Source organism: Streptomyces sp. JL2001 (assembly GCF_050917515.1).
GTDB lineage: Bacteria > Actinomycetota > Actinomycetes > Streptomycetales > Streptomycetaceae > Streptomyces.
Genome location: NZ_CP169421.1, coordinates 4,682,403 through 4,700,659, shown reverse-complemented (window position 1 = coordinate 4,700,659; position 18,257 = coordinate 4,682,403). Strand labels below are relative to the sequence as shown.

At 71.3% G+C, this 18,257-nt stretch carries 15 protein-coding genes; 6 read left to right on the top strand and 9 right to left on the bottom strand.

Features of this window, described 5'->3' with window-relative positions; all coding sequences use genetic code 11:
- Positions 1-1,740 (top strand): LCP family protein, encoded by a 1,740-nt coding sequence (locus tag ACE1OA_RS20995; RefSeq protein WP_432753206.1) that lies wholly within the window; start codon positions 1-3, stop codon positions 1,738-1,740.
- Positions 1,741-1,849: 109 nt separating this feature from the next.
- Here the strand turns inward: ACE1OA_RS20995 and ACE1OA_RS20990 are convergent, their stop codons facing one another.
- A complete protein-coding gene (locus ACE1OA_RS20990) occupies positions 1,850-2,869 on the bottom strand; it encodes a glycosyltransferase family 2 protein (protein WP_384874803.1) in 1,020 nt (339 codons plus the stop codon).
- Positions 2,870-3,133: 264 nt separating this feature from the next.
- Here ACE1OA_RS20990 and ACE1OA_RS20985 point away from each other — a divergent pair, with 264 nt between their 5' ends.
- A complete protein-coding gene (locus tag ACE1OA_RS20985) occupies positions 3,134-4,504 on the top strand; it encodes an LCP family protein (RefSeq protein ID WP_356609421.1) in 1,371 nt (456 codons plus the stop codon).
- Between the two features lie 110 nt (positions 4,505-4,614).
- Here the strand turns inward: ACE1OA_RS20985 and ACE1OA_RS20980 are convergent, their stop codons facing one another.
- The gene (locus tag ACE1OA_RS20980) at positions 4,615-5,148 is read right to left on the bottom strand and encodes an acyl-CoA thioesterase (RefSeq protein ID WP_356609415.1); all 534 of its coding nucleotides are present in this window, start codon (positions 5,146-5,148) and stop codon (positions 4,615-4,617) included.
- A gap of 119 nt (positions 5,149-5,267) precedes the next feature.
- Here ACE1OA_RS20980 and ACE1OA_RS20975 point away from each other — a divergent pair, with 119 nt between their 5' ends.
- Positions 5,268-6,533 carry an LCP family protein gene (locus ACE1OA_RS20975; protein ID WP_432753205.1) on the top strand — a complete coding sequence of 422 codons (1,266 nt, stop codon included), beginning with the start codon at positions 5,268-5,270 and terminating at the stop codon, positions 6,531-6,533.
- A gap of 120 nt (positions 6,534-6,653) precedes the next feature.
- Here the strand turns inward: ACE1OA_RS20975 and ACE1OA_RS20970 are convergent, their stop codons facing one another.
- Positions 6,654-7,805 carry an acyl-CoA dehydrogenase family protein gene (locus tag ACE1OA_RS20970; protein ID WP_432753204.1) on the bottom strand — a complete coding sequence of 384 codons (1,152 nt, stop codon included), beginning with the start codon at positions 7,803-7,805 and terminating at the stop codon, positions 6,654-6,656.
- A 166-nt stretch (positions 7,806-7,971) separates the two neighbouring features.
- On the opposite strand from ACE1OA_RS20970, the gene ACE1OA_RS20965 reads away from it, so the two are divergent.
- Positions 7,972-9,300 (top strand): UDP-glucose dehydrogenase family protein, encoded by a 1,329-nt coding sequence (locus ACE1OA_RS20965; protein ID WP_356605904.1) that lies wholly within the window; start codon positions 7,972-7,974, stop codon positions 9,298-9,300.
- Between the two features lie 102 nt (positions 9,301-9,402).
- On the opposite strand, the gene ACE1OA_RS20960 is transcribed toward ACE1OA_RS20965, so the two are convergent.
- The 4 genes from ACE1OA_RS20960 to ACE1OA_RS20945 form a co-directional block, all read right to left on the bottom strand.
- Positions 9,403-10,320 carry a membrane dipeptidase gene (locus ACE1OA_RS20960; RefSeq protein ID WP_356774618.1) on the bottom strand — a complete coding sequence of 306 codons (918 nt, stop codon included), beginning with the start codon at positions 10,318-10,320 and terminating at the stop codon, positions 9,403-9,405.
- A gap of 168 nt (positions 10,321-10,488) precedes the next feature.
- A complete protein-coding gene (locus tag ACE1OA_RS20955) occupies positions 10,489-11,754 on the bottom strand; it encodes a dipeptidase (RefSeq protein WP_432753203.1) in 1,266 nt (421 codons plus the stop codon).
- Complete coding sequence (gene purE, locus ACE1OA_RS20950) at positions 11,751-12,290, bottom strand: 5-(carboxyamino)imidazole ribonucleotide mutase (RefSeq protein ID WP_356605898.1); 540 nt, start codon at positions 12,288-12,290, stop codon at positions 11,751-11,753. The genes ACE1OA_RS20955 and purE overlap by 4 nt, the downstream gene beginning before the upstream one ends.
- Positions 12,287-13,426: a 5-(carboxyamino)imidazole ribonucleotide synthase gene (locus tag ACE1OA_RS20945; RefSeq protein ID WP_147978260.1), complete on the bottom strand. Its 1,140-nt coding sequence runs from the start codon at positions 13,424-13,426 to the stop codon at positions 12,287-12,289. The genes purE and ACE1OA_RS20945 overlap by 4 nt, the downstream gene beginning before the upstream one ends.
- A 163-nt stretch (positions 13,427-13,589) precedes the next feature.
- Between ACE1OA_RS20945 and ACE1OA_RS20940 the strand changes: the two genes are divergently transcribed.
- A complete protein-coding gene (locus ACE1OA_RS20940; protein ID WP_356605896.1) occupies positions 13,590-14,105 on the top strand; it encodes a GtrA family protein in 516 nt (171 codons plus the stop codon).
- A gap of 56 nt (positions 14,106-14,161) precedes the next feature.
- Here ACE1OA_RS20940 and ACE1OA_RS20935 read toward each other — a convergent pair whose 3' ends face one another.
- Both ACE1OA_RS20935 and ACE1OA_RS20930 read right to left on the bottom strand, forming a co-directional pair.
- Complete coding sequence (locus ACE1OA_RS20935) at positions 14,162-15,433, bottom strand: ATP-binding protein (RefSeq protein WP_356605894.1); 1,272 nt, start codon at positions 15,431-15,433, stop codon at positions 14,162-14,164.
- Positions 15,434-15,576: 143 nt separating this feature from the next.
- Positions 15,577-16,254, bottom strand: coding sequence for a response regulator transcription factor (locus ACE1OA_RS20930; protein ID WP_147978263.1), 678 nt, complete (start codon positions 16,252-16,254; stop codon positions 15,577-15,579).
- Positions 16,255-16,680: 426 nt separating this feature from the next.
- On the opposite strand from ACE1OA_RS20930, the gene ACE1OA_RS20925 reads away from it, so the two are divergent.
- Positions 16,681-18,201, top strand: a complete 1,521-nt coding sequence (locus tag ACE1OA_RS20925) for a peptide MFS transporter (protein ID WP_356605892.1) — start codon at positions 16,681-16,683, stop codon at positions 18,199-18,201.
- Positions 18,202-18,257: the final 56 nt, after the last annotated feature.

Genomic DNA, 18,257 nt, shown 5'->3' with positions numbered 1-18,257 from the left:
GTGGGACAGAGCAGCGTACGTAGGGAGGGGACGGGGACGCGTGGAGGCGTTCCGCCCGCCCGCGATCTGGGGTGGGACGAGAGTCTCTACGCCGACGAGGGCGGCGCGGACTCCACGGGGGACGCCCGCCGGACCGACGGCGACGCCGACGCCGACGGCGGCGGTGACCGGAACTCCGGCGAAGGCCGGACGAGCCACCGGCGCAAGGGACCGCGCGGGCGGGGCAGGAAGAGCGGGAAACGCAAGATACTCCGCTGGACCGCCGCGACCCTGTCGATCCTGATACTCGCGACGGCCGGTGCCGGGTACCTCTACTACCAGCACCTCAACGGCAACATCCGCGGCGGCAGCCGCGCCGGCGGCGACAGCGGCGTGAAGAAGGCCGAGCCGAACGCGCTCGGCGACACCCCGCTCAACATCCTGCTGATCGGTTCCGACAGCCGCGCCGACGCGAAGAACGTGGCGCTGGGCGGCGGCAAGAACGACCGGGACCGCAAGCCCCTCGCCGATGTCCAGATGCTGCTGCACATCTCGGCGGACCGCAAGAACGCGAGCATCATCTCCATTCCGCGCGACACGGTCGTCCCGATCCCTAAGTGCACGGCCGAGGACGGCACGCCCTACCCGGCCACGAACAACCGGCCCATCAACGAGACACTGCAGCGCGGTGGCCCCGGTTGCACCCTGACCACCTGGGAGAGCCTCGCCGGGGTCTACATCGACCACTGGATGATGGTCGACTTCGCCGGTGTGGTGTCGATGGCCGACGAGGTGGGCGGCGTCCCGGTCTGTGTGAAGACCGGTGTGTGGGACAAGTCGAACGCGGTCGTGAAGGGCGGCTCCGGGCTGCAGCTGCCGAAGGGCACCACCGAGATCAAGGGCGAGCAGGCGCTCCAGTGGCTGCGCACCCGGCACGCGTTCGGCAGCGACCAGAACCGCGCCAAGGCCCAGCACATGTACATGAACGGCATGATGAAGAGGCTCCAGGAGCAGAACGCCTGGACCGACACCGGGCGTCTCATGGGGCTGGCGGAGACCGCCACGAAGGCGCTCCAGGTCTCCGACGAGATCCGCACGGTGAAGAAGCTCTTCGACCTGTCGATGCAGCTCAAGAACGTGAAGATCGACCGGCTCACGACGGCGACGATTCCCACGGTGGCCTACCCGCCCCGCCCGAACGAGTGGCTCCAGATGGTCCCGGCGTCCGCCGACAAGATGTGGGCGATGGTCCGCGACGACGTCGCCCTCGACAAGAACGGCGACAAGGACCCCGGCAAGACGGCGACCGCTAAGCCGAAGGGCCCGGCCGCGGCCCCGCCCGGCTCGCTCGACGTCACGGTCGTCAACGGCACCGGCACCGGCGGCCGGGCGGCCGTGGAGCGGCGGGCCAGCTCGATCGCCTCGACGCTCCAGGGCAAGGGCTTCACCGAGGCGGAGGCCTCGCGGACCCCCGAGCCCCGCACGGACTCGGTGGTCAAGTACCCGACGTCGGGCGGCGACCAGGCGAAGTCCGACGCGCAGTCCGTCGCCAAGGCCCTGGGCCTGCCCGACTCGGCGGTACGGGCCGACGCCAAGACGGAGAACATCACGCTCGTCATCGGCGGTGACTGGCGCGAGGGCTCCACCTACAAGAAGCCGGCGCACGAGGCGGGCGACCTGCCGGACGGCGCGGACGACAAGGTGGACTGCATGGACGTCTACTCCGTCTACAAGTGGGACGGGAAGACCGGGAAGAGCTGACGGCTCCCTGCCGACGACGCGACGGCCGGGCCCGGAAGGTCCGGCCGTCGCCGTCTCCGGCGCCCCGCGAACGGCCGCGGGCCGTACCGGGACCGGACCGGCCGGAGGGTCAGACCTGTGTCGTCCGCACGGCCGGACGCCGGCTCGCGATGACCTTCCGCGCCAGGGAGCGCGGGCTCGTCAGGAAGCCGTAGCCCCAGGACATGTGCATGGTCGCCAGGGCCACCGGGATCTGCAGACGGGCCTTCGGCGACAGGCCCTTGCCGGCCGGGATCGAGCCCGCGGTGATCGCCGCGAGGTAGCCCGCCGGGAGGACGAAGCCGAGCGGGGTGACCGCGACGCCCACGATCAGGCCGGCCGCTATGGCGCACACCGCGGTCGGCGGGGCCAGGTAGCGGAGGTTGATGGAACCCTGGTGGTAGCGGGCCACCACATGGCGCCACCGGCCGTAGTCCTTGTACTGCTTGGCCAGCGCGCGCACGCTCGGGCGCGGCCGGTACTGGACGCGCAGCTCCGGCGAGAACCAGATCAGGCCGCCCGCCTCGCGGATCCGGAAGTTCAGCTCCCAGTCCTGGGCGCGGATGAACTCCTCGTTGTAGCCGCCCTGCTGCTCCAGCGCCTCGCGCCGGAAGACACCCAGGTACACGGTCTCGGCCGGGCCCGCCTCGCCGCCCGTGTGGAAGGCCGCGTTGCCGACGCCGACCTTGGAGGTCATCGCGGCGGCGACGGCCTCCTCCCAGGCGTTCTCGCCCTCGGCGTGCATGATGCCGCCGACGTTCTGCGCCCCGGTCTCCTCCAGCAGCCGGACGGCCGTCGCGATGTAGTTCGGCGACAGCATGCCGTGCCCGTCGACGCGGACCACGATCGGGTGGCGGGACGCCTTGATCGCCGCGTTCAGCGCGGCGGGCGTACGGCCCGTCGGGTTCGGGACGGTGTGGACGCGCGGGTCCTCGCGGACGAGTTCGGCGGCGATCTCGTCGGTGCGGTCCGTGGACGGCCCGAGCGCGATCACCACCTCCATCTCGCCGTCGTACTCCTGCTCAAGGATGTGGCGGACCGAGTTGCGCAGGTGCCGCTCCTCGTTGAGGACCGGCATGATCACGGAGACGGGCGGCAGGGCGGAGGGCATGACTTCCTTGGGGTCCGGGGGTGGTCCCCCAGGGACAGCGGTACGCGCGCCACGTTACCGCGAATGGGGGACACGGTCGCGCGCCGCGGCAGCCGGTGCGCGCTGGCGCTGATCGTATGGGCCTACGGTGCTCACGGTTCCCTCGTCACACCGCGGAGGTGTCCCCCGGTGCCCCCACCGCCCCGCCCGCCCCGTCCTCGACCGGCCGCCGTGCGCACCGCACCGGGCCGCCGCGTCAGACGGACCGTGCGGCCACGGTGGGGCCTGCGGATGGCGACGACCCTGTCCGTGCTGGTCCTCGGCGCGGGGGGCATCGGGCACGCCCTGGTGACCGGGCTGGACACCGGGATCAACCGGGTCGACCCCTTCAAAGACATGAAGAACCGGCCCCGGGCGGGGAACGGCATGAACGTGCTGGTCGTGGGCACCGACGGGCGCGACCGGATCACCCCCGGGGAACGGCGCGCCTACCGGCTCGGCGGGGCGCCCTGTCACTGCACCGACACCCTGATGCTCGTGCACATCTCCGAGGACCGGGAGCGGGCGAGCGTGGTGAGCCTGCCGCGGGACTCGTACGCCGAGCTGCCCGAGCACGTCGACGCGACCACGGGCAGGCGGCACCACGCGCACCCGGTGAAGCTGAACGCCGCCTATGCCGAGGGCGGCCCCGGTCTGACCGTGCGCACCGTCGAGGGCATGACGGGTGTCAAGATCGACCACTATCTGGAGGTCGACTTCACCAGCTTCATGAAGACCGTCGACGCGGTCGGCGGGGTGAGGATCTGCACACCGCGCCCCATGAAGGACCCGTACACCGGCCTCGACCTGGCGGCCGGCCCCCACGATCTGAACGGCGGGCAGGCCCTCCAGTACGTGCGCTCGCGCCATGTCGACGGCGCGGCGGACATCGCCCGGATGCAGCGCCAGCAGCGCTTCCTCGCCGCGCTGATCCACCAGACGACCAGCAGCGGGGTGCTGCTCAACCCGGTGCGGTTCCGCGAGGTCGCCACGACGATGCTCAACTCGGTGCGCGCGGACCAGGGCTTCGGCTCGGAGCAGCTGCTGTCGCTCGCCAAGGCGATGCGGGGGTTCACCCCGGCCTCGTCGGAGTTCGTGTCCGTGCCGATCGGGGACATGAGCTTCCCGGTCAAGGGCATCGGCTCGACGGTCAAGTGGGACGCCCCCGAGGCGCAGCGGCTCTTCGAGGCGCTGCGCGACGACCGGCCGCTGACCCCGCGGAAGGCGGACGCCAAGCCGGCCCGGACGGTCGTGGTGGACGTGGCGCCGAAGACGATCCGCGTGCAGGTCTACAACGGGACGCGGACGGACGGCCTGGGCCGCAGGGTGGACGACGCCCTGCGCGCCACGGGCTTCGACACCACGCGCGCCCCGCGCACGGGCGGCGGGCCGGAGCTCGGCCGGACCCGGATCGAGTACGACCCGCGCTGGGACCGCTCGGCGAAGTCGCTGGCGGCCGCGCTGCCGGGGGCGGAGCTGAAGGCGGTGAAGGGGCAGGGCGCGACGATGCGGGTGACGGCCGGCACGGACTACCGGAGGGTGACCGCGGTGCGAGCCGAGGAGAAGCCCACGGGTCGCTTCGACGCGGTGACCGGGGACCAGGTGGTGTGTCCGTGAGGGGTGTCCCGCCGGGACACCCCTCGGCGTGATCCCGGCCGCGGACCGGGCGGCGGGGTGCGCCGCCCGGGCCTCCCGGCAGCGCGGGGGGCCGGGCGGGGCCCCGCGGCTCAGTCCTCGTAGCCCTCCGCCGCGCGGCGCTCCCGCAGCTCCTTGATGGCGCGGCGGCGGGCCAGTCGGTGGGTGCGACGGATCTGGGCCTCCTGGTAGCGGCGCTTGTCCCGCTCGGTCTCGGGGACCACCGGCGGGACCACCCGCGGCTTGCCGTCCGCGTCGACCGCGGCGAAGACCAGGTAGGCCGAGCCGACCTGCTGGGCCGGGGTGGACTCGTTCCAGCGCTCGGCCATGACCCGGACGCCGACCTCCATGGAGGAGCGGCCCGTCCAGTTCACCTGGGCCTTCACATGGAGGAGGTCGCCCACCCGTACCGGCTCCAGGAACACCATCTCGTCCATGGAGGCGGTGACGGCCGGGCCGCCGGAGTGGCGTCCGGCGACGGCTCCCGCCGCGTCGTCGACGAGCTTCATGATCACGCCGCCGTGCACCGTACCCAGCAGGTTCGTGTCGTGGCTCGTCATGATGTGGCTGAGGGTGGTGCGGGACGCGGAGGTGGGCTTGCCCGGAATATCGCCCTGATCTGTCATGCCCTCCACCTTATGCCGGGTACCGGTGCCGTCCCCTTTGCATCAGCTTGGCAACGGCCTCGACCCGATACTCCACCCACCCTGTCGGTGCCCCCGGAGCGGCCTGCACACTGGACCGCATGAATGACTGGCCCGATGGGCGGAGCAACGATCGCGACCGCGGCTACGGCGGCGCCGAGCCCGAGGGTGCCCGCGTGATGCGCCACGTGCAGCGCCCCCAGGTCCCCCAGCAGCCGCAGCAGCGGCCGCAGTACGACGACGGCTACGGGCAGGCCCCCGGCGGCCAGGGGTACGACTCCGGGTACAACACGGGCCAGGTCTACGGCCAGCGCGGCTACGGCGGCGGTCAGCAGCAGCCCCCGGCCGGTCCCGGCTACCCGGCCCCGCAGCCGGGCCGTCCGGCCCCCGACTGGCGGCGCCGGATCAAGATCGGCTCGATCGTGCTGGTCGTCGCGGTGCTCGGCTGGAGCATCGGGACGTACGCCTGGGCCAGTTCCCGGATGCGCAACGAGGTCGACCTCTCCAAGGTCATCGAGCGGCCGGCCGAGGGCGACTGCACGACGTACCTGATCGTCGGCTCCGACAGCCGTGAGGGCATGTCGGCCGAGGAGAAGAAGAAGCTGCACACCGGCTCGGCCGCCGGCAAGCGGACCGACTCGATGATGATCCTCGCGGCCTGCGGCAGCGGGAACACGATGATCTCGCTCCCCCGTGACTCCTGGGTCACCATCCCCTCCTTCGTGGGCTCGGAGTCCGGCAAGAAGTACGCGGCCCGCGGCGCCACCAAGCTCAACGCGGCCTACGCGATGGACGGCCCCGAGCTGCTCGTGCGCACGGTGGAGTTCAACACCGGCCTGCGCATCGACCACTACGCGGAGATCGGCTTCGCCGGCTTCGCGAACATCGTGGACGCGCTCGGCGGTGTGGACATGACCATCGAGAAGGGGTTCAAGGACAAGAACTCCGGCGCCGACTTCCAGGCCGGCGAGCAGACCCTCAACGGCGAGCAGGCCCTGGCCTTCGTCCGCACCCGGTACGCGTTCGCGCAGTCGGACCTGGCCCGGACGAAGAACCAGCAGAAGTTCCTCTCGGCCCTGGCCAACCAGGCGGCGACGCCGGGCACGATCCTCAACCCGTTCAAGCTCTACCCGACGCTGGGCGCGGGCCTGGACACGCTGATCGTGGACAAGGACATGTCGCTGTACGACCTCGGCAAGATGTTCTTCGCGATGAAGGGCATCAACGGCGGTGACGGCAAGTCCATGAACATGCCGATCTCCGGCACGGCGCCGCAGGGCTCCCTGAAGTGGGACATGCCGAAGGTGAAGCAGCTGGTGCAGCAGATCCAGAACGACGAGAAGGTGACCGTCACCTCGGACCGCTGACCGCCCGCGGGCGCGGAGGGACGACACGCGAAAGGGGCTCCCCGGGACGGGGAGCCCCTTTCGCGCGTGCGGGGCCGGTCGGCCGGCGGGACGCCGTCGCGCCCCCCGGCCACCTCTCCGCTACGGGAGGTTGCGGGCCATGACGATGCGCTGGACCTGGTTGGTGCCTTCGTAGATCTGGGTGATCTTGGCGTCGCGCATCATGCGCTCGACGGGGTAGTCACGGGTGTAGCCGTAGCCGCCGAGGAGCTGGACGGCGTCGGTGGTGACCTCCATCGCGACGTCGGAGGCGAAGCACTTGGCGGCGGCACCGAAGAAGGTCAGGTCGCCGTCGACCCGCTCGGACTTCGCCGCGGCCGCGTAGGTGAGCTGCCGGGCCGCCTCCAGCTTCATGGCCATGTCGGCGAGCATGAACTGCACGCCCTGGAACTCGGCGATCGGCTTGCCGAACTGCCTGCGCTCCTGGACGTAGCCCTTGGCGTAGTCGAGGGCGCCCTGCGCGATGCCGATGGCCTGGGCGGCGATCGTGATCCGGGTGTGGTCCAGCGTCTTCATCGCGGTGGCGAACCCGGTGCCCTCCGCGCCGATCATCCGGTCCGCGGGGATCCGCACGTTGTCCAGGTAGACCTCACGGGTCGGGGAGCCCTTGATGCCGAGCTTCTTCTCCGGCGCACCGAAGGAGACGCCCTCGTCGGACTTCTCCACCACGAACGCGCTGATGCCCTTGGACCGCTTCTCCGGGTCGGTGACCGCCATCACCGTGTAGAACTCCGACACCCCGGCGTTGGTGATCCACCGCTTGACCCCGTTGAGGACCCAGAAGTCCCCGTCCCGCACCGCACGCGTCTTCATGCCCGCCGCGTCCGAACCCGCGTCCGGCTCCGACAGCGCGTAGGAGAACATCGCGTCCCCCTTGGCCAGCGGACCGAGGTACTTCGCCTTCAGCTCCTCCGAACCCGACAGCACCACCGGCAGCGACCCGAGCTTGTTCACCGCCGGGATCAGCGACGAGCTGCCGCACGCCCGCGCGACCTCCTCGATCACGATCACCGTCGCCAGCGCGTCCGCGCCCGCACCCCCGTACGTCTCCGGCACGTGCACCGCGTGCAGATCCGCCGCCACCAACGCGTCCAGCGCCTCCTGGGGGAACCGCCCCTCCTCGTCCACCGCGGCGGCGAACGGCGTGATCTTCGCCTCCGCCAGCGCACGGACCGTCTCCCGGAGCATGTCGTGCTCCTCGGACAGGCGATACAGGTCGAAGTCCTTGCCCATGATCTGGAGCTCCCCTTGACTGTTAACTACCGTTAAGTAACTCAAATGCTAGAACCTGCGCGGGCCGGCGACCAGGTGGGGTTCCCGACAGGGCGGGAACCCCCGCTCGCGGGGCCCGACTATGCTCGTGCAGGCATTTTCCGCCTGCACGCACATGGAGTCCCGTATGGCCCTCAAGATCACCGTGATCGGCACCGGCTACCTCGGCGCAACACACGCAGCGGCCATGGCGGAACTGGGCTTCGAGGTCCTCGGTCTCGACGTCGTGCCCGAGAAGGTCGAGCTGCTGGCCTCGGGCCGGGTGCCGATGTACGAGCCGGGTCTGGAGGACCTGCTGGCCCGGCACGTCGACGGCATCGAGGGCTCGACCGGACGGCTGCGCTTCACGACCTCCTGGGAGGAGATCGGCGCCTTCGGCGACGTCCACTTCGTCTGTGTGAACACGCCGCAGAAGCACGGCGAGTACGCCTGCGACATGTCCTACGTGGACGCCGCCTTCGCCTCGCTGGCGGGCGTGGTGCGCTCGGGCGCGCTGGTCGTCGGCAAGTCGACGGTGCCGGTCGGCTCGGCGGAGCGACTGGCGGAGCTGCTGCCGGAAGGGGTCGAGCTCGCCTGGAACCCGGAGTTCCTGCGCGAGGGCTTCGCCGTACGGGACACCCTGCACCCGGACCGGGTGGTGGCCGGCGTGCGCAGCGAGCGGGCGGAGAAGCTGCTGCGCGAGGTGTACGCCGGACCCGTCGGGGAGGGCTCGCCGTTCGTGGTGACCGACTTCCCGACGGCGGAGCTGGTGAAGACGGCGGCGAACTCCTTCCTCGCGACGAAGATCTCCTTCATCAACGCGATGGCGGAGGTCTGCGAGGCGGCGGGCGGCGACGTCGCCAAGCTGGCCGAGGCGATCGGCTACGACGACCGGATCGGGTCGAAGTTCCTGCGGGCCGGGATCGGCTTCGGCGGCGGCTGCCTGCCGAAGGACATCCGTGCCTTCATGGCCCGCGCGGGCGAGCTCGGCGCGGACCAGGCGCTGACGTTCCTGCGTGAGATCGACTCCATCAACATGCGGCGGCGCGGCCAGATGGTCGAGATGGCGCGCGAGGCACTCGGCGGCGGATCGTTCCTCGGCAAGCGGGTGGCGGTGCTGGGCGCGACGTTCAAGCCGGACTCGGACGACGTACGCGACTCGCCGGCGCTCAACGTTGCGGGCCAGATCCACCTGCAGGGCGGCCAGGTGACGGTCTACGACCCCAAGGGCATGGACAACGCGCGCCGGCTGTTCCCGACGCTGGGCTACGCCGGGTCGGCGCTGGAGGCGGTGCGGGGCGCGGACGTGGTGCTGCACCTGACGGAATGGAGCGAGTTCCGCGACGCGCTGGACCCCGCGGAGCTCGGCGCGGCGGTGCGGGCCCGGGTGATCCTCGACGGCCGCAACGCGCTGGACGCGGGCCGGTGGCGCGAGGCGGGCTGGGTGTACCGGGCGATGGGCCGCCCGCGGGCGTGAGTCCCGCGGGTGCGGACCCCGCGAGACGAACCGGTGCCCCGGGCGGCGACGCCCGGGGCACCGGCTGTGTTCCGGACCCTTCCCTGCCGGAGCGGGGACGGGTCAGGCGGCGCGGAGACGGGTCGCGCGGGAGCGGAACTCCGTCTGGCGCAGCGCGCGGATGGCGTTGGCGTGGGACAGCAGGACCAGGTCCGGGGCCGTCCAGCCCCGGCGGAGCAGCTCCGCGAAGAGGGGAACGTAGCCCTGCGCCCGGTCCTTCGGGTGGGAGATGCCCACGCCGTGCGGGCCGGCCAGCGTGTGGACGCGGTCCAGGACGTCGGCCGTCACGGCCGGGTCCTCGGCGACCGGGACCATGCAGACCCCGCCGTTCGCGCCCAGCAGGCGCAGGACGTCGTCCGGCAGCGACTCCGGGTCGGCCTCGGTCATCAGGACCGGGGCCTTCGCCACGGCCAAGACCTCCCGGACGGTGTCGGGGGCCGCGCCCGACAGGTCCACGGCCAGGCCCAGACGGTTCATCTCCCGTACCGCGTCGCGTACGAAGGGGTCGAAGCCGGCGAGCGTCACCGCCCGTACGCCGAGCGCGTGGTAGGCCCGGAGCGTGGCGAGCGAGCCGCCGATCGCGTCGGCGCTCACCGGGCCGAGCAGCACGGCCACCCGCCCGTGGTCGACGGCGGCCGCGACCTCCGTGGTGGTGTGCGCGAGACGCAGGTCCTCGGGACAGGCCGCCACCAGGGCGCGGATCGCGTCGATCCGGCGCAGCGCCCCCACCACCCCTTCGTCGGGTCCGACGCGCACGGACCAGAACTGGGCCCCCGCCTCCTCCGCCCGGGCCGGCGGGAAGTCCTCCGGGTCGAGTCCCGCCGGGAACTCCGTGCGCCCCTCGAGGACCGGCTGCCCCGCGAGCAGGGCCCGCGCGCGTGCCTGCTCGTCGAGGGGTGGCGGTGGTTCAGGGGGGCCGAGCTCGCCGGCGGCGGCAGGAACAGCGGAGAGGGTGTGGGGATCGTCTAGCAGACCTGCCATGTGTTACTCCGAACTCGGCGATGCAGTACCACCCCGCCGAAGGCGCGGGGCAGTACGGCCACCGTGCCACCGCCGTCCGGCCGGGTCTCGGTGGATTGCTCCGTCCGGGCGACGGGTCCGGGACGCGCGGAAGGCCCCGCCGGGGCGGGGCCTTCTGCTGTCGGACCGTCAGGACGGTTGCCCGTCCGGGGAGTCGGCGGAGTCCGGGGAGCCGGGGCCGTCGAGCGACTCGATCGTCGCGTTCGACGGTCCTCGCGTCGCCCGCAGCTCGCGCGAGACCGCCTCGGCGTCGCGCAGCACGCGCACCGCGTTCGACCACGTCAGCTGGGCGAGGTCGGCACGCGACCAGCCGCGTGTCAGCAGCTCCGCCACGAGGTTCGGGTAGCCCGCGACGTCGTCGAGGCCGGACGGCGTGAAGGCCGTGCCGTCGTAGTCGCCGCCGATGCCGACGTGGTCGATGCCCGCGACCTCGCGCATGTGGTCGAGGTGGTCGGCGACGGTCGCGGCGGTGGCGACCGGACGCGGGTTCTCCTCCTCGAAGGCGCGGTGGATCCTCATCGCCCGCGGGGTGGTGTCGAGGTGGTGCAGGCCGTGCGCGCGCAGGTTCTCGTCGGCGCGGGCCGTCCACTCCACCGCCGCGGGGAGGATGAACTTCGGCACGAACGTGGCCATCGCCACACCCCCGTTGGCCGGGAGCTGCGCCAGCACGTCGTCGGGGATGTTCCGCGGGTGGTCGCAGATCGCCAGCGAGGAGGAGTGGGAGAAGACGACCGGCGCGGCCGAGGTCGCGAGCGCGGCCCGCATCGTCGTCGCGGCCACGTGCGAGAGGTCGACCAGCATGCCGACGCGGTTCATCTCACGGACGACCTCGTGACCGAAGGCGGAGAGCCCGCCGACACCCGGCGCGTCCGTCGCCGAGTCCGCCCACGCGGTGTTGTCGTTGTGGGTGAGCGTCATGTACCGGACGCCCAGCGTGTGCAGGGCCCGCAGGGTGGCGAGGGAGTCGTTGATGGAGTGGCCGCCCTCGGCGCCCTTCAGGGAGGCGATACGGCCCTCCCGGCGCGCCGCCTCCATGTCGTCGGCGGTCAGCGCGGGGGCCAGTTCCGCCGGGTAGCGCGCGAGGAGCTGGTCGACGGCGTCGATCTGCTCCAGGGTGGCGCTGACCGCGTCGTCCCCGGTGAGCCGGCAGGGCACGTACACGGACCAGAACTGCGCGCCGACGCGGCCGGCCCGCAGCCGCGCCAGGTCCGTGTGCAGCGACCCGGTCTGGTCGGCGCCGATGTCGAGGCGGTCCAGGTCGTATCGGGCCTGCTCGCGCAGCGCCCAGGGCAGGTCGTTGTGACCGTCCACGACAGGGTGGTCCGCGAGCAGTTCGAGCGCCTCGGCGAGACGCTCCCGGGCGGGACCAGACCCGGCCGCGCCGCCGGCGGTCACTTGGCGAAGCCGAACGACTCCGCGCCCTCGACCTTGGCCCGCAGCCGCTTGCCCTTCTCGGTCGCCTGGTCGTTCAGCTCCTGCTGGAACTCCCGCATCCTGGCGAGCAGGTCGGGGTCGTGGGCGGCGAGGATCCGCGCGGCGAGCAGGCCGGCGTTGCGCGCCCCGCCGACCGAGACCGTGGCCACCGGAACCCCGGCCGGCATCTGGACGATCGACAGGAGCGAGTCCATGCCGTCGAGGTACTTCAGCGGAACGGGCACGCCGATCACCGGCAGCGGGGTGACGGAGGCGAGCATGCCGGGCAGGTGGGCGGCGCCGCCCGCGCCCGCGATGATCGCCTTCAGACCGCGGCCCGCGGCCTCCTCGCCGTACGCGATCATCTCGCGCGGCATGCGGTGCGCGGAGACGACGTCGACCTCGTAGCGGATCTCGAACTCGTCCAGGGCCTGCGCCGCGGCCTCCATCACCGGCCAGTCGGAGTCCGAACCCATGACGATGCCGACGACGGGGGTGGTGTCGGGGCTGCTGCTCATTCGGTGATCGTTCCTCGCAGGTAGCCGGCGGCGTGGCGCGCGCGCTCCAGCACGTCGTCCAGGTCGTCGCCGTAGGTGTTGACGTGGCCGACCTTACGGCCGGGCTTCACGTCCTTGCCGTACATGTGGATCTTGAGCTGGGGGTCGCGGGCCATGCAGTGCAGGTACGCGTAGTACATGTCGGGGTAGTCGCCACCGAGCACGTTGCACATGACCGTCCAGGGCGCGCGCGGACGCGGGTCGCCGAGCGGGAGGTCGAGGACGGCCCGGACGTGGTTGGCGAACTGCGAGGTGATCGCGCCGTCCTGGGTCCAGTGGCCGGAGTTGTGCGGGCGCATCGCGAGCTCGTTGACGAGGATGCGTCCGTCGGTGGTCTCGAAGAGCTCGACGGCCAGGTGGCCGACGACACCGAGCTCCTTGGCGATCCGCAGCGCCAGCTCCTGGGCCTGGCCGGACAGCTCCTCGGACAGGTCGGGGGCCGGCGCGATGACCGTGTCGCAGACGCCGTCGACCTGCCGGGACTCGACGACGGGGTAGGCCACGGCCTGACCGTGCGGCGAGCGGACGATGTTCGCGGCGAGCTCGCGCGCGAAGTCGACCTTCTCCTCCGCGAGGACCGGGACACCCGCCAGGAAGGGGTCGCGGGCGTCCTCCTCCTTGCGGACGAACCAGACGCCCTTGCCGTCGTAGCCGCCGCGCACCGTCTTGAGGATGATCGGGAACCCGCCCACCTCCTGCGCGAAGGCCACCGCGTCGGCCGGGTCGGCCACGATGCGGTGCCGGGGGCTCGGCACGCCGATCTCGTCGAGCCGGGCGCGCATCACCCCCTTGTCCTGGGCGTGCACCAACGCGTCGGGCCCGGGGCGGACGGGGATGCCGTCCGCTTCCAGGGCCCGCAGGTGTTCGGTCGGGACGTGCTCGTGATCGAAGGTGATCACGTCGCAGCCGCGAGCGAAGTCACGCAGCGTAGCCAGGTCGCGATAGTCGCCGATGACGACCTCGCTCACCACCTGCGCCGCCGAATCCTGCGGGGTGTCACTGAGGAGCTTGAACCTGATGCCGAGAGGGATGCCCGCCTCGTGGGTCATACGGGCGAGCTGACCGCCACCGACCATGCCTACTACCGGGAACGTCACCCTCTTAGGGTATCCGCACGAGACGGTGAGCCTCATCCGGCTGTGCTTTGGCACATGCGGGCGGCCTTTTCCCGTGGTTTGCCACGTCCACAGGCAGGTGACAGGGACGCTGGTTAGCATGGCTGGGTCGACATATCCGAACGGACGGGGCTGAACGATCACTATGGGTGAACGAAGCGCACTGCGCGCGCGGCTCGACCGGCTCACGCGTGAGTTCGCCAAGTTCGGCGCGGTCGGTGGTGTCGGGCTCCTGGTGGACCTCGGGGTGTTCAACCTCGTACGGCACCTGACGGACGTGCCGGTCGTCCGCGCGAGCATCATCGCGACCGTCGTCGCGATCGGCTTCAACTACCTCGGCTTCCGGTACTTCACGTACAAGGACCGGGACAAGAGCAGCCGGACCAAGGAGCTGACGCTCTTCCTGCTGTTCAGCGTGATCGGCCTGGTGATCCAGAACGGGATCCTGTACGCCGCGACGTACGGCTTCGGCTGGGACACCCCGCTGCAGAGCAACGTCTTCAAGTTCCTCGGCATCGCCGTCGCGACGCTCTTCCGCTTCTGGTCGTACCGGACCTGGGTCTTCCGCACGCTCCCGGCGCGCGAGGCCGTGCAGACCGCGGAATCGTTCCTGGAGCAGGCGCCGCGGCAGGCGCCCCACAAGCAGCCCGACCGCGTCTGACCTCGCCCGGGACCGTGCCGTCCCGGGGCGGCCCGGGACGATCCTGACGGCCGTGCTCAGCGGACCGGGCGCTGCGCCGTCTCGTCCTTGCGGCCGCTGACCTCGCGGCCGAGGAACAGCGCGAACACCGGAGGGTGCTGCTGGAGCAGCTCCAGCCGGCCGCCGTCCGCCTCCGCCAGGTCGCGGGCGACGGCGAGGCCGATGCCCGTGGAGCTGCGGCCGCTGACCGCCCGCTCGAAGATCCGCGCGCCGAGGTCGGCGGGGACGCCCGGGCCCTCGTCGGTCACCTCGATCACGGACTGGTTGCCGGTGACCCGGGTGCGCAGGGCGACGGTGCCGCCGCCGTGCATGAGCGAGTTCTCGATCAGGGCGGCGAGGACCTGGGCCACGGCCCCCGGGGTCCCGACGGCACGCATGCCCTGCTTGCCGGAGTGGACGATGGCCCGGCCCGCGCTGCGGTACGCGGGGCGCCACTCCTCCAGCTGCTGCTTGATGACCTCGTCGAGGTCGAAGGCGATGGCGGAGCCCGTCCGGGGGTCGCGGGAGTTCGTCAGCAGCCGCTGCACGACGTCGGTCAGCCGCTCGACCTGGGTGAGGGCGATCGTCGCCTCCTCCTTGACGGTGTCGAGGTCGTCGGAGAGGGCCACCTCCTCCAGGCGCATGGAGAGCGCCGTGAGGGGCGTACGGAGCTGGTGGGAGGCGTCCGCGGCGAGCCGGCGCTCGGCGGTGAGCATCCGGGCGATCCGTTCGGCGGAGGCGTCCAGGACGTCCGCGACCCGGTCCAGCTCGGGCACCCCGTACCGCTTGTGGCGGGGACGGGGGTCGCCGGAGCCGAGCCGTTCGGCGGTCTCGGCGAGGTCGGTGAGCGGCGAGGCCAGCCTGTTCGCCTGGCGCACGGCGAGCAGCACGGCGGCCACGACGGCGAGCAGGGCCACGGCGCCGATGATCAGCAGCGTGCGCCCGACCTCGGCGGTGACGGTGGCCCGGGACTCCTCGACGACCACGCGCTCGCCGCGCTCGCCCTCGGCGGTGGAGCGGATGACGCTGCCGCCGGGCCGCGTGCCGATCTCGATGCGGTCGCGGCCGGGGATGGTGATCTCGGCGTACCGCTTGGCACCGCTCTGCTCGGCGAGGATGTCGGGGTTGACGGGCTCGCCCCCGATGAGCCGGCTGTCCACGATGGAGACCAGTCGCAGGGCCTCGGAGTCCACGCTCTCCTGGGCGCTGCTGGAGATGGTGCGCGTCTCGACGATGACGAGGGAGACCCCGAACACGGCGATGACGACGAGCACCACGGCGAGCGTGGAGTTGATCAGACGGCGGCGCACGTTGCCCTCCGGGCCGGGGGTACGGGGTACCCGACGAGCCTACGGCGCTCCGGCGGGCGGACGCGGCGTACGAGGACGGCCCCGCGCCGCCCGCCGGCCCCCGGTCGGCTCATCCGGCTCCGGTCGGCTCATCCGGCTGCCGGTCAGCTCTTCTCGAAGCGGAAGCCGACGCCGCGGACCGTGGCGATGTAGCGCGGGTTGGCCGCGTCGTCGCCGAGCTTCTTGCGGAGCCAGGAGATGTGCATGTCGAGGGTCTTGGTCGAGGACCACCAGGTGGTGTCCCAGACCTCACGCATCAGCTGGTCGCGGGTGACCACCCGGCCCGCGTCGCGGACCAGGACGCGCAGGAGGTCGAACTCCTTCGCGGTGAGCTGGAGCTCCTCGTCGCCCATCCACGCGCGGTGCGACTCGACGTCGATGCGGACGCCGTGCGTCGCGGGGGCCGCCACCGGCTCGGTGGCGCCGCGCCGGAGCAGGGCCCGGACGCGGGCGAGCAGCTCGGCGAGGCGGAAGGGCTTGGTGACGTAGTCGTCCGCGCCCGCGTCCAGACCGACCACGGTGTCGACCTCGTCGGCGCGTGCCGTCAGGACCAGGATCGGCACCGTGTGACCCTCGGCGCGGAGCCGCCGGGCCACCTCCAGGCCGTCCATTCCGGGCAGCCCCAGGTCGAGTACGACGAGGTCCACTCCGCCCTGGAGTCCGGCGTCGAGGGCGGTGGGCCCGTCCTCCCGCACCTCGACCTCGTACCCCTCGCGCCGCAGGGCGCGGGCCAGCGGTTCCGAGATGGATGCGTCGTCCTCGGCCAGCAGTACTCGGGTCATGAGCTGATGGTAGTCCGCACGGCCCACGCGCCGGGGCGTGATCCACCGCCCCGGACGATCCCCTCCGGATCAGGGATGCCATCCTGCTGATGACCTTCGATCAATGCCCCGTGGTTCCTATTTCACCTGTGATCCATCTCTCAAGTCCTTCCATTTCAGGCACTGTCGTGTCGTATGGTGGCGAGACGTCAGTAGCGGTAATCGGGGACCTTTGGCTCGCTTCACACGCCAAGGGTCTCTTTTCTGCACGAGGTGGGCACAGCCGACCTCGGAGACGGTGAACGACCTGTGGGCCGGGTCCCGGAGCGCACCGACGCTTCCGGGGCGTGGATCCCGGCGGGAGGCGAACGCTCCCGCCGGTGCCGGCCTCCCCCACCGGGCGCACCACGCTCACAAGGCGCGCGTCCCGACAGAGCAAGGATCGACATGGCGTCCAGCCTGACGACGACTTCCACCGGAACCGTTGGTTCCGAGAAGACGTTCTTCGGCCACCCCCGCGGCCTGGCCACCCTCTTCATGACCGAGATGTGGGAGCGCTTCTCCTACTACGGCATGCGGGCCCTTCTCGTTCTGTACCTGGTCTCCGGCGGCGCGGACGCCGCTACGGGCAGCCAGGGTGGCGGCCTCGCCATGACGGCGGCCACGGCGACGGCCATCTACTCGGTGTACGTCTCGATGGTCTACCTCATGGCCATGCCGGGCGGCTGGTTCGGCGACCGCGTCTGGGGCGCCCGCAAGACCGTCACCATCGCCGGTTTCGTGATCATGGCGGGCCACGCCTCGCTGGCCATCCCCGGTCAGGCGATGTTCTTCGTCGGCCTGGCGCTGGTCGCCGCCGGCTCCGGTCTGCTCAAGGCCAACATCTCCACGATGGTCGGCCACCTCTACGACGGCCCGGACGACCCGCGCCGTGACGGTGGCTTCACGCTCTTCTACGTCGGCATCAACCTCGGTGCCTTCGTGGCCCCGTTCGTGGTCGGCACCGTCGGCGAGAAGGTCAACTGGCACCTCGGCTTCGCGCTCGCCGCGCTGGGCATGGGTCTCGGCCTCGTCCAGTTCCTCATCGGCACCCGGAACCTCAGCCCGAAGAGCAACATCGTCCCGAACCCGCTGTCCCCGGCCGAGCGCAAGGGCATCCTGGTCAAGGCCGCCCTGGTCTTCGCCCTGGCCGCCGCGTTCTACGGCGTCGTCATCGCTCTCGGTGTCTACACCCTGAACTGGGCGCTCGTCCCGATCACCCTCGCCGGTCTGATCATCCCGGTCGCCGTCCTCGTCCGCATCAAGCGGGACAAGGACCTCGACAAGACCGAGCAGTCGAAGATGACCGGCTACATCTGGTTCTTCGTCGCCGCCGCCGTCTTCTGGATGATCTACGACCAGGGTGGTTCGACCCTGTCGCTGTTCGCGGACGACAAGACCGCCGACACCGTGTTCGGCTTCGGCTTCCCGGCCACCTGGTACCAGTCGCTGAACCCGCTGTTCGTGATGGCGCTCGCCCCGGTCTTCGCCTGGCTGTGGCTGTGGCTGGCCCGCAAGAACCAGGAGCCGAACACCATCGTGAAGTTCGCGATGGGTCTGGTCCTCGTCGGCGCGTCCTTCTTCGTCTTCATCGTCCCGATGAACATGGCGGGCGACGGCACCAAGGTCTCCCCGATGTGGCTGGTCACGATCTACATGATCCAGACCATCGGTGAGCTGTGCCTCTCCCCGGTCGGCCTCTCCGTCACGACGAAGATGGCGCCGCAGAAGTACGCCTCCCAGATGATGGGTGTCTGGTTCCTCGCCGTCACCGCCGGTGACTGCACCACGGGTCTGCTCTCGCTGGCCGGTGTGGACCTCAACGGCACGGGGATCATCGCCATGCAGGCCGCACTCGCGGTCCTGGCGGGCTTCGCGATCTACATGTACCGCAAGAAGGTCCAGGGACTCATGGGCAGCGTCCACTGACGCACCCGACGGACCGAGCCGTACGCACGGAGGGCCGCCGCACCGGATTCGGTGCG

Excerpts from the sequence above, each read along its gene's own strand:
- ACE1OA_RS20980 (WP_356609415.1), bottom strand. The coding sequence starts at position 5,148 with ATGACAGATCAGGGCGATATTCCGGGCAAGCCCACCTCCGCGTCCCGC.
- purE (WP_356605898.1), bottom strand. The coding sequence starts at position 12,290 with ATGAGCAGCAGCCCCGACACCACCCCCGTCGTCGGCATCGTCATGGGT.
- ACE1OA_RS20930 (WP_147978263.1), bottom strand. The coding sequence starts at position 16,254 with ATGACCCGAGTACTGCTGGCCGAGGACGACGCATCCATCTCGGAACCG.
- ACE1OA_RS20990 (WP_384874803.1), bottom strand. The coding sequence starts at position 2,869 with ATGCCCTCCGCCCTGCCGCCCGTCTCCGTGATCATGCCGGTCCTCAAC.
- ACE1OA_RS20940 (WP_356605896.1), top strand. The coding sequence starts at position 13,590 with ATGGGTGAACGAAGCGCACTGCGCGCGCGGCTCGACCGGCTCACGCGT.
- ACE1OA_RS20960 (WP_356774618.1), bottom strand. The coding sequence starts at position 10,320 with ATGGCAGGTCTGCTAGACGATCCCCACACCCTCTCCGCTGTTCCTGCC.
- ACE1OA_RS20925 (WP_356605892.1), top strand. The coding sequence starts at position 16,681 with ATGGCGTCCAGCCTGACGACGACTTCCACCGGAACCGTTGGTTCCGAG.
- ACE1OA_RS20975 (WP_432753205.1), top strand. The coding sequence starts at position 5,268 with ATGAATGACTGGCCCGATGGGCGGAGCAACGATCGCGACCGCGGCTAC.
- ACE1OA_RS20965 (WP_356605904.1), top strand. The coding sequence starts at position 7,972 with ATGGCCCTCAAGATCACCGTGATCGGCACCGGCTACCTCGGCGCAACA.
- ACE1OA_RS20970 (WP_432753204.1), bottom strand. The coding sequence starts at position 7,805 with ATGGGCAAGGACTTCGACCTGTATCGCCTGTCCGAGGAGCACGACATG.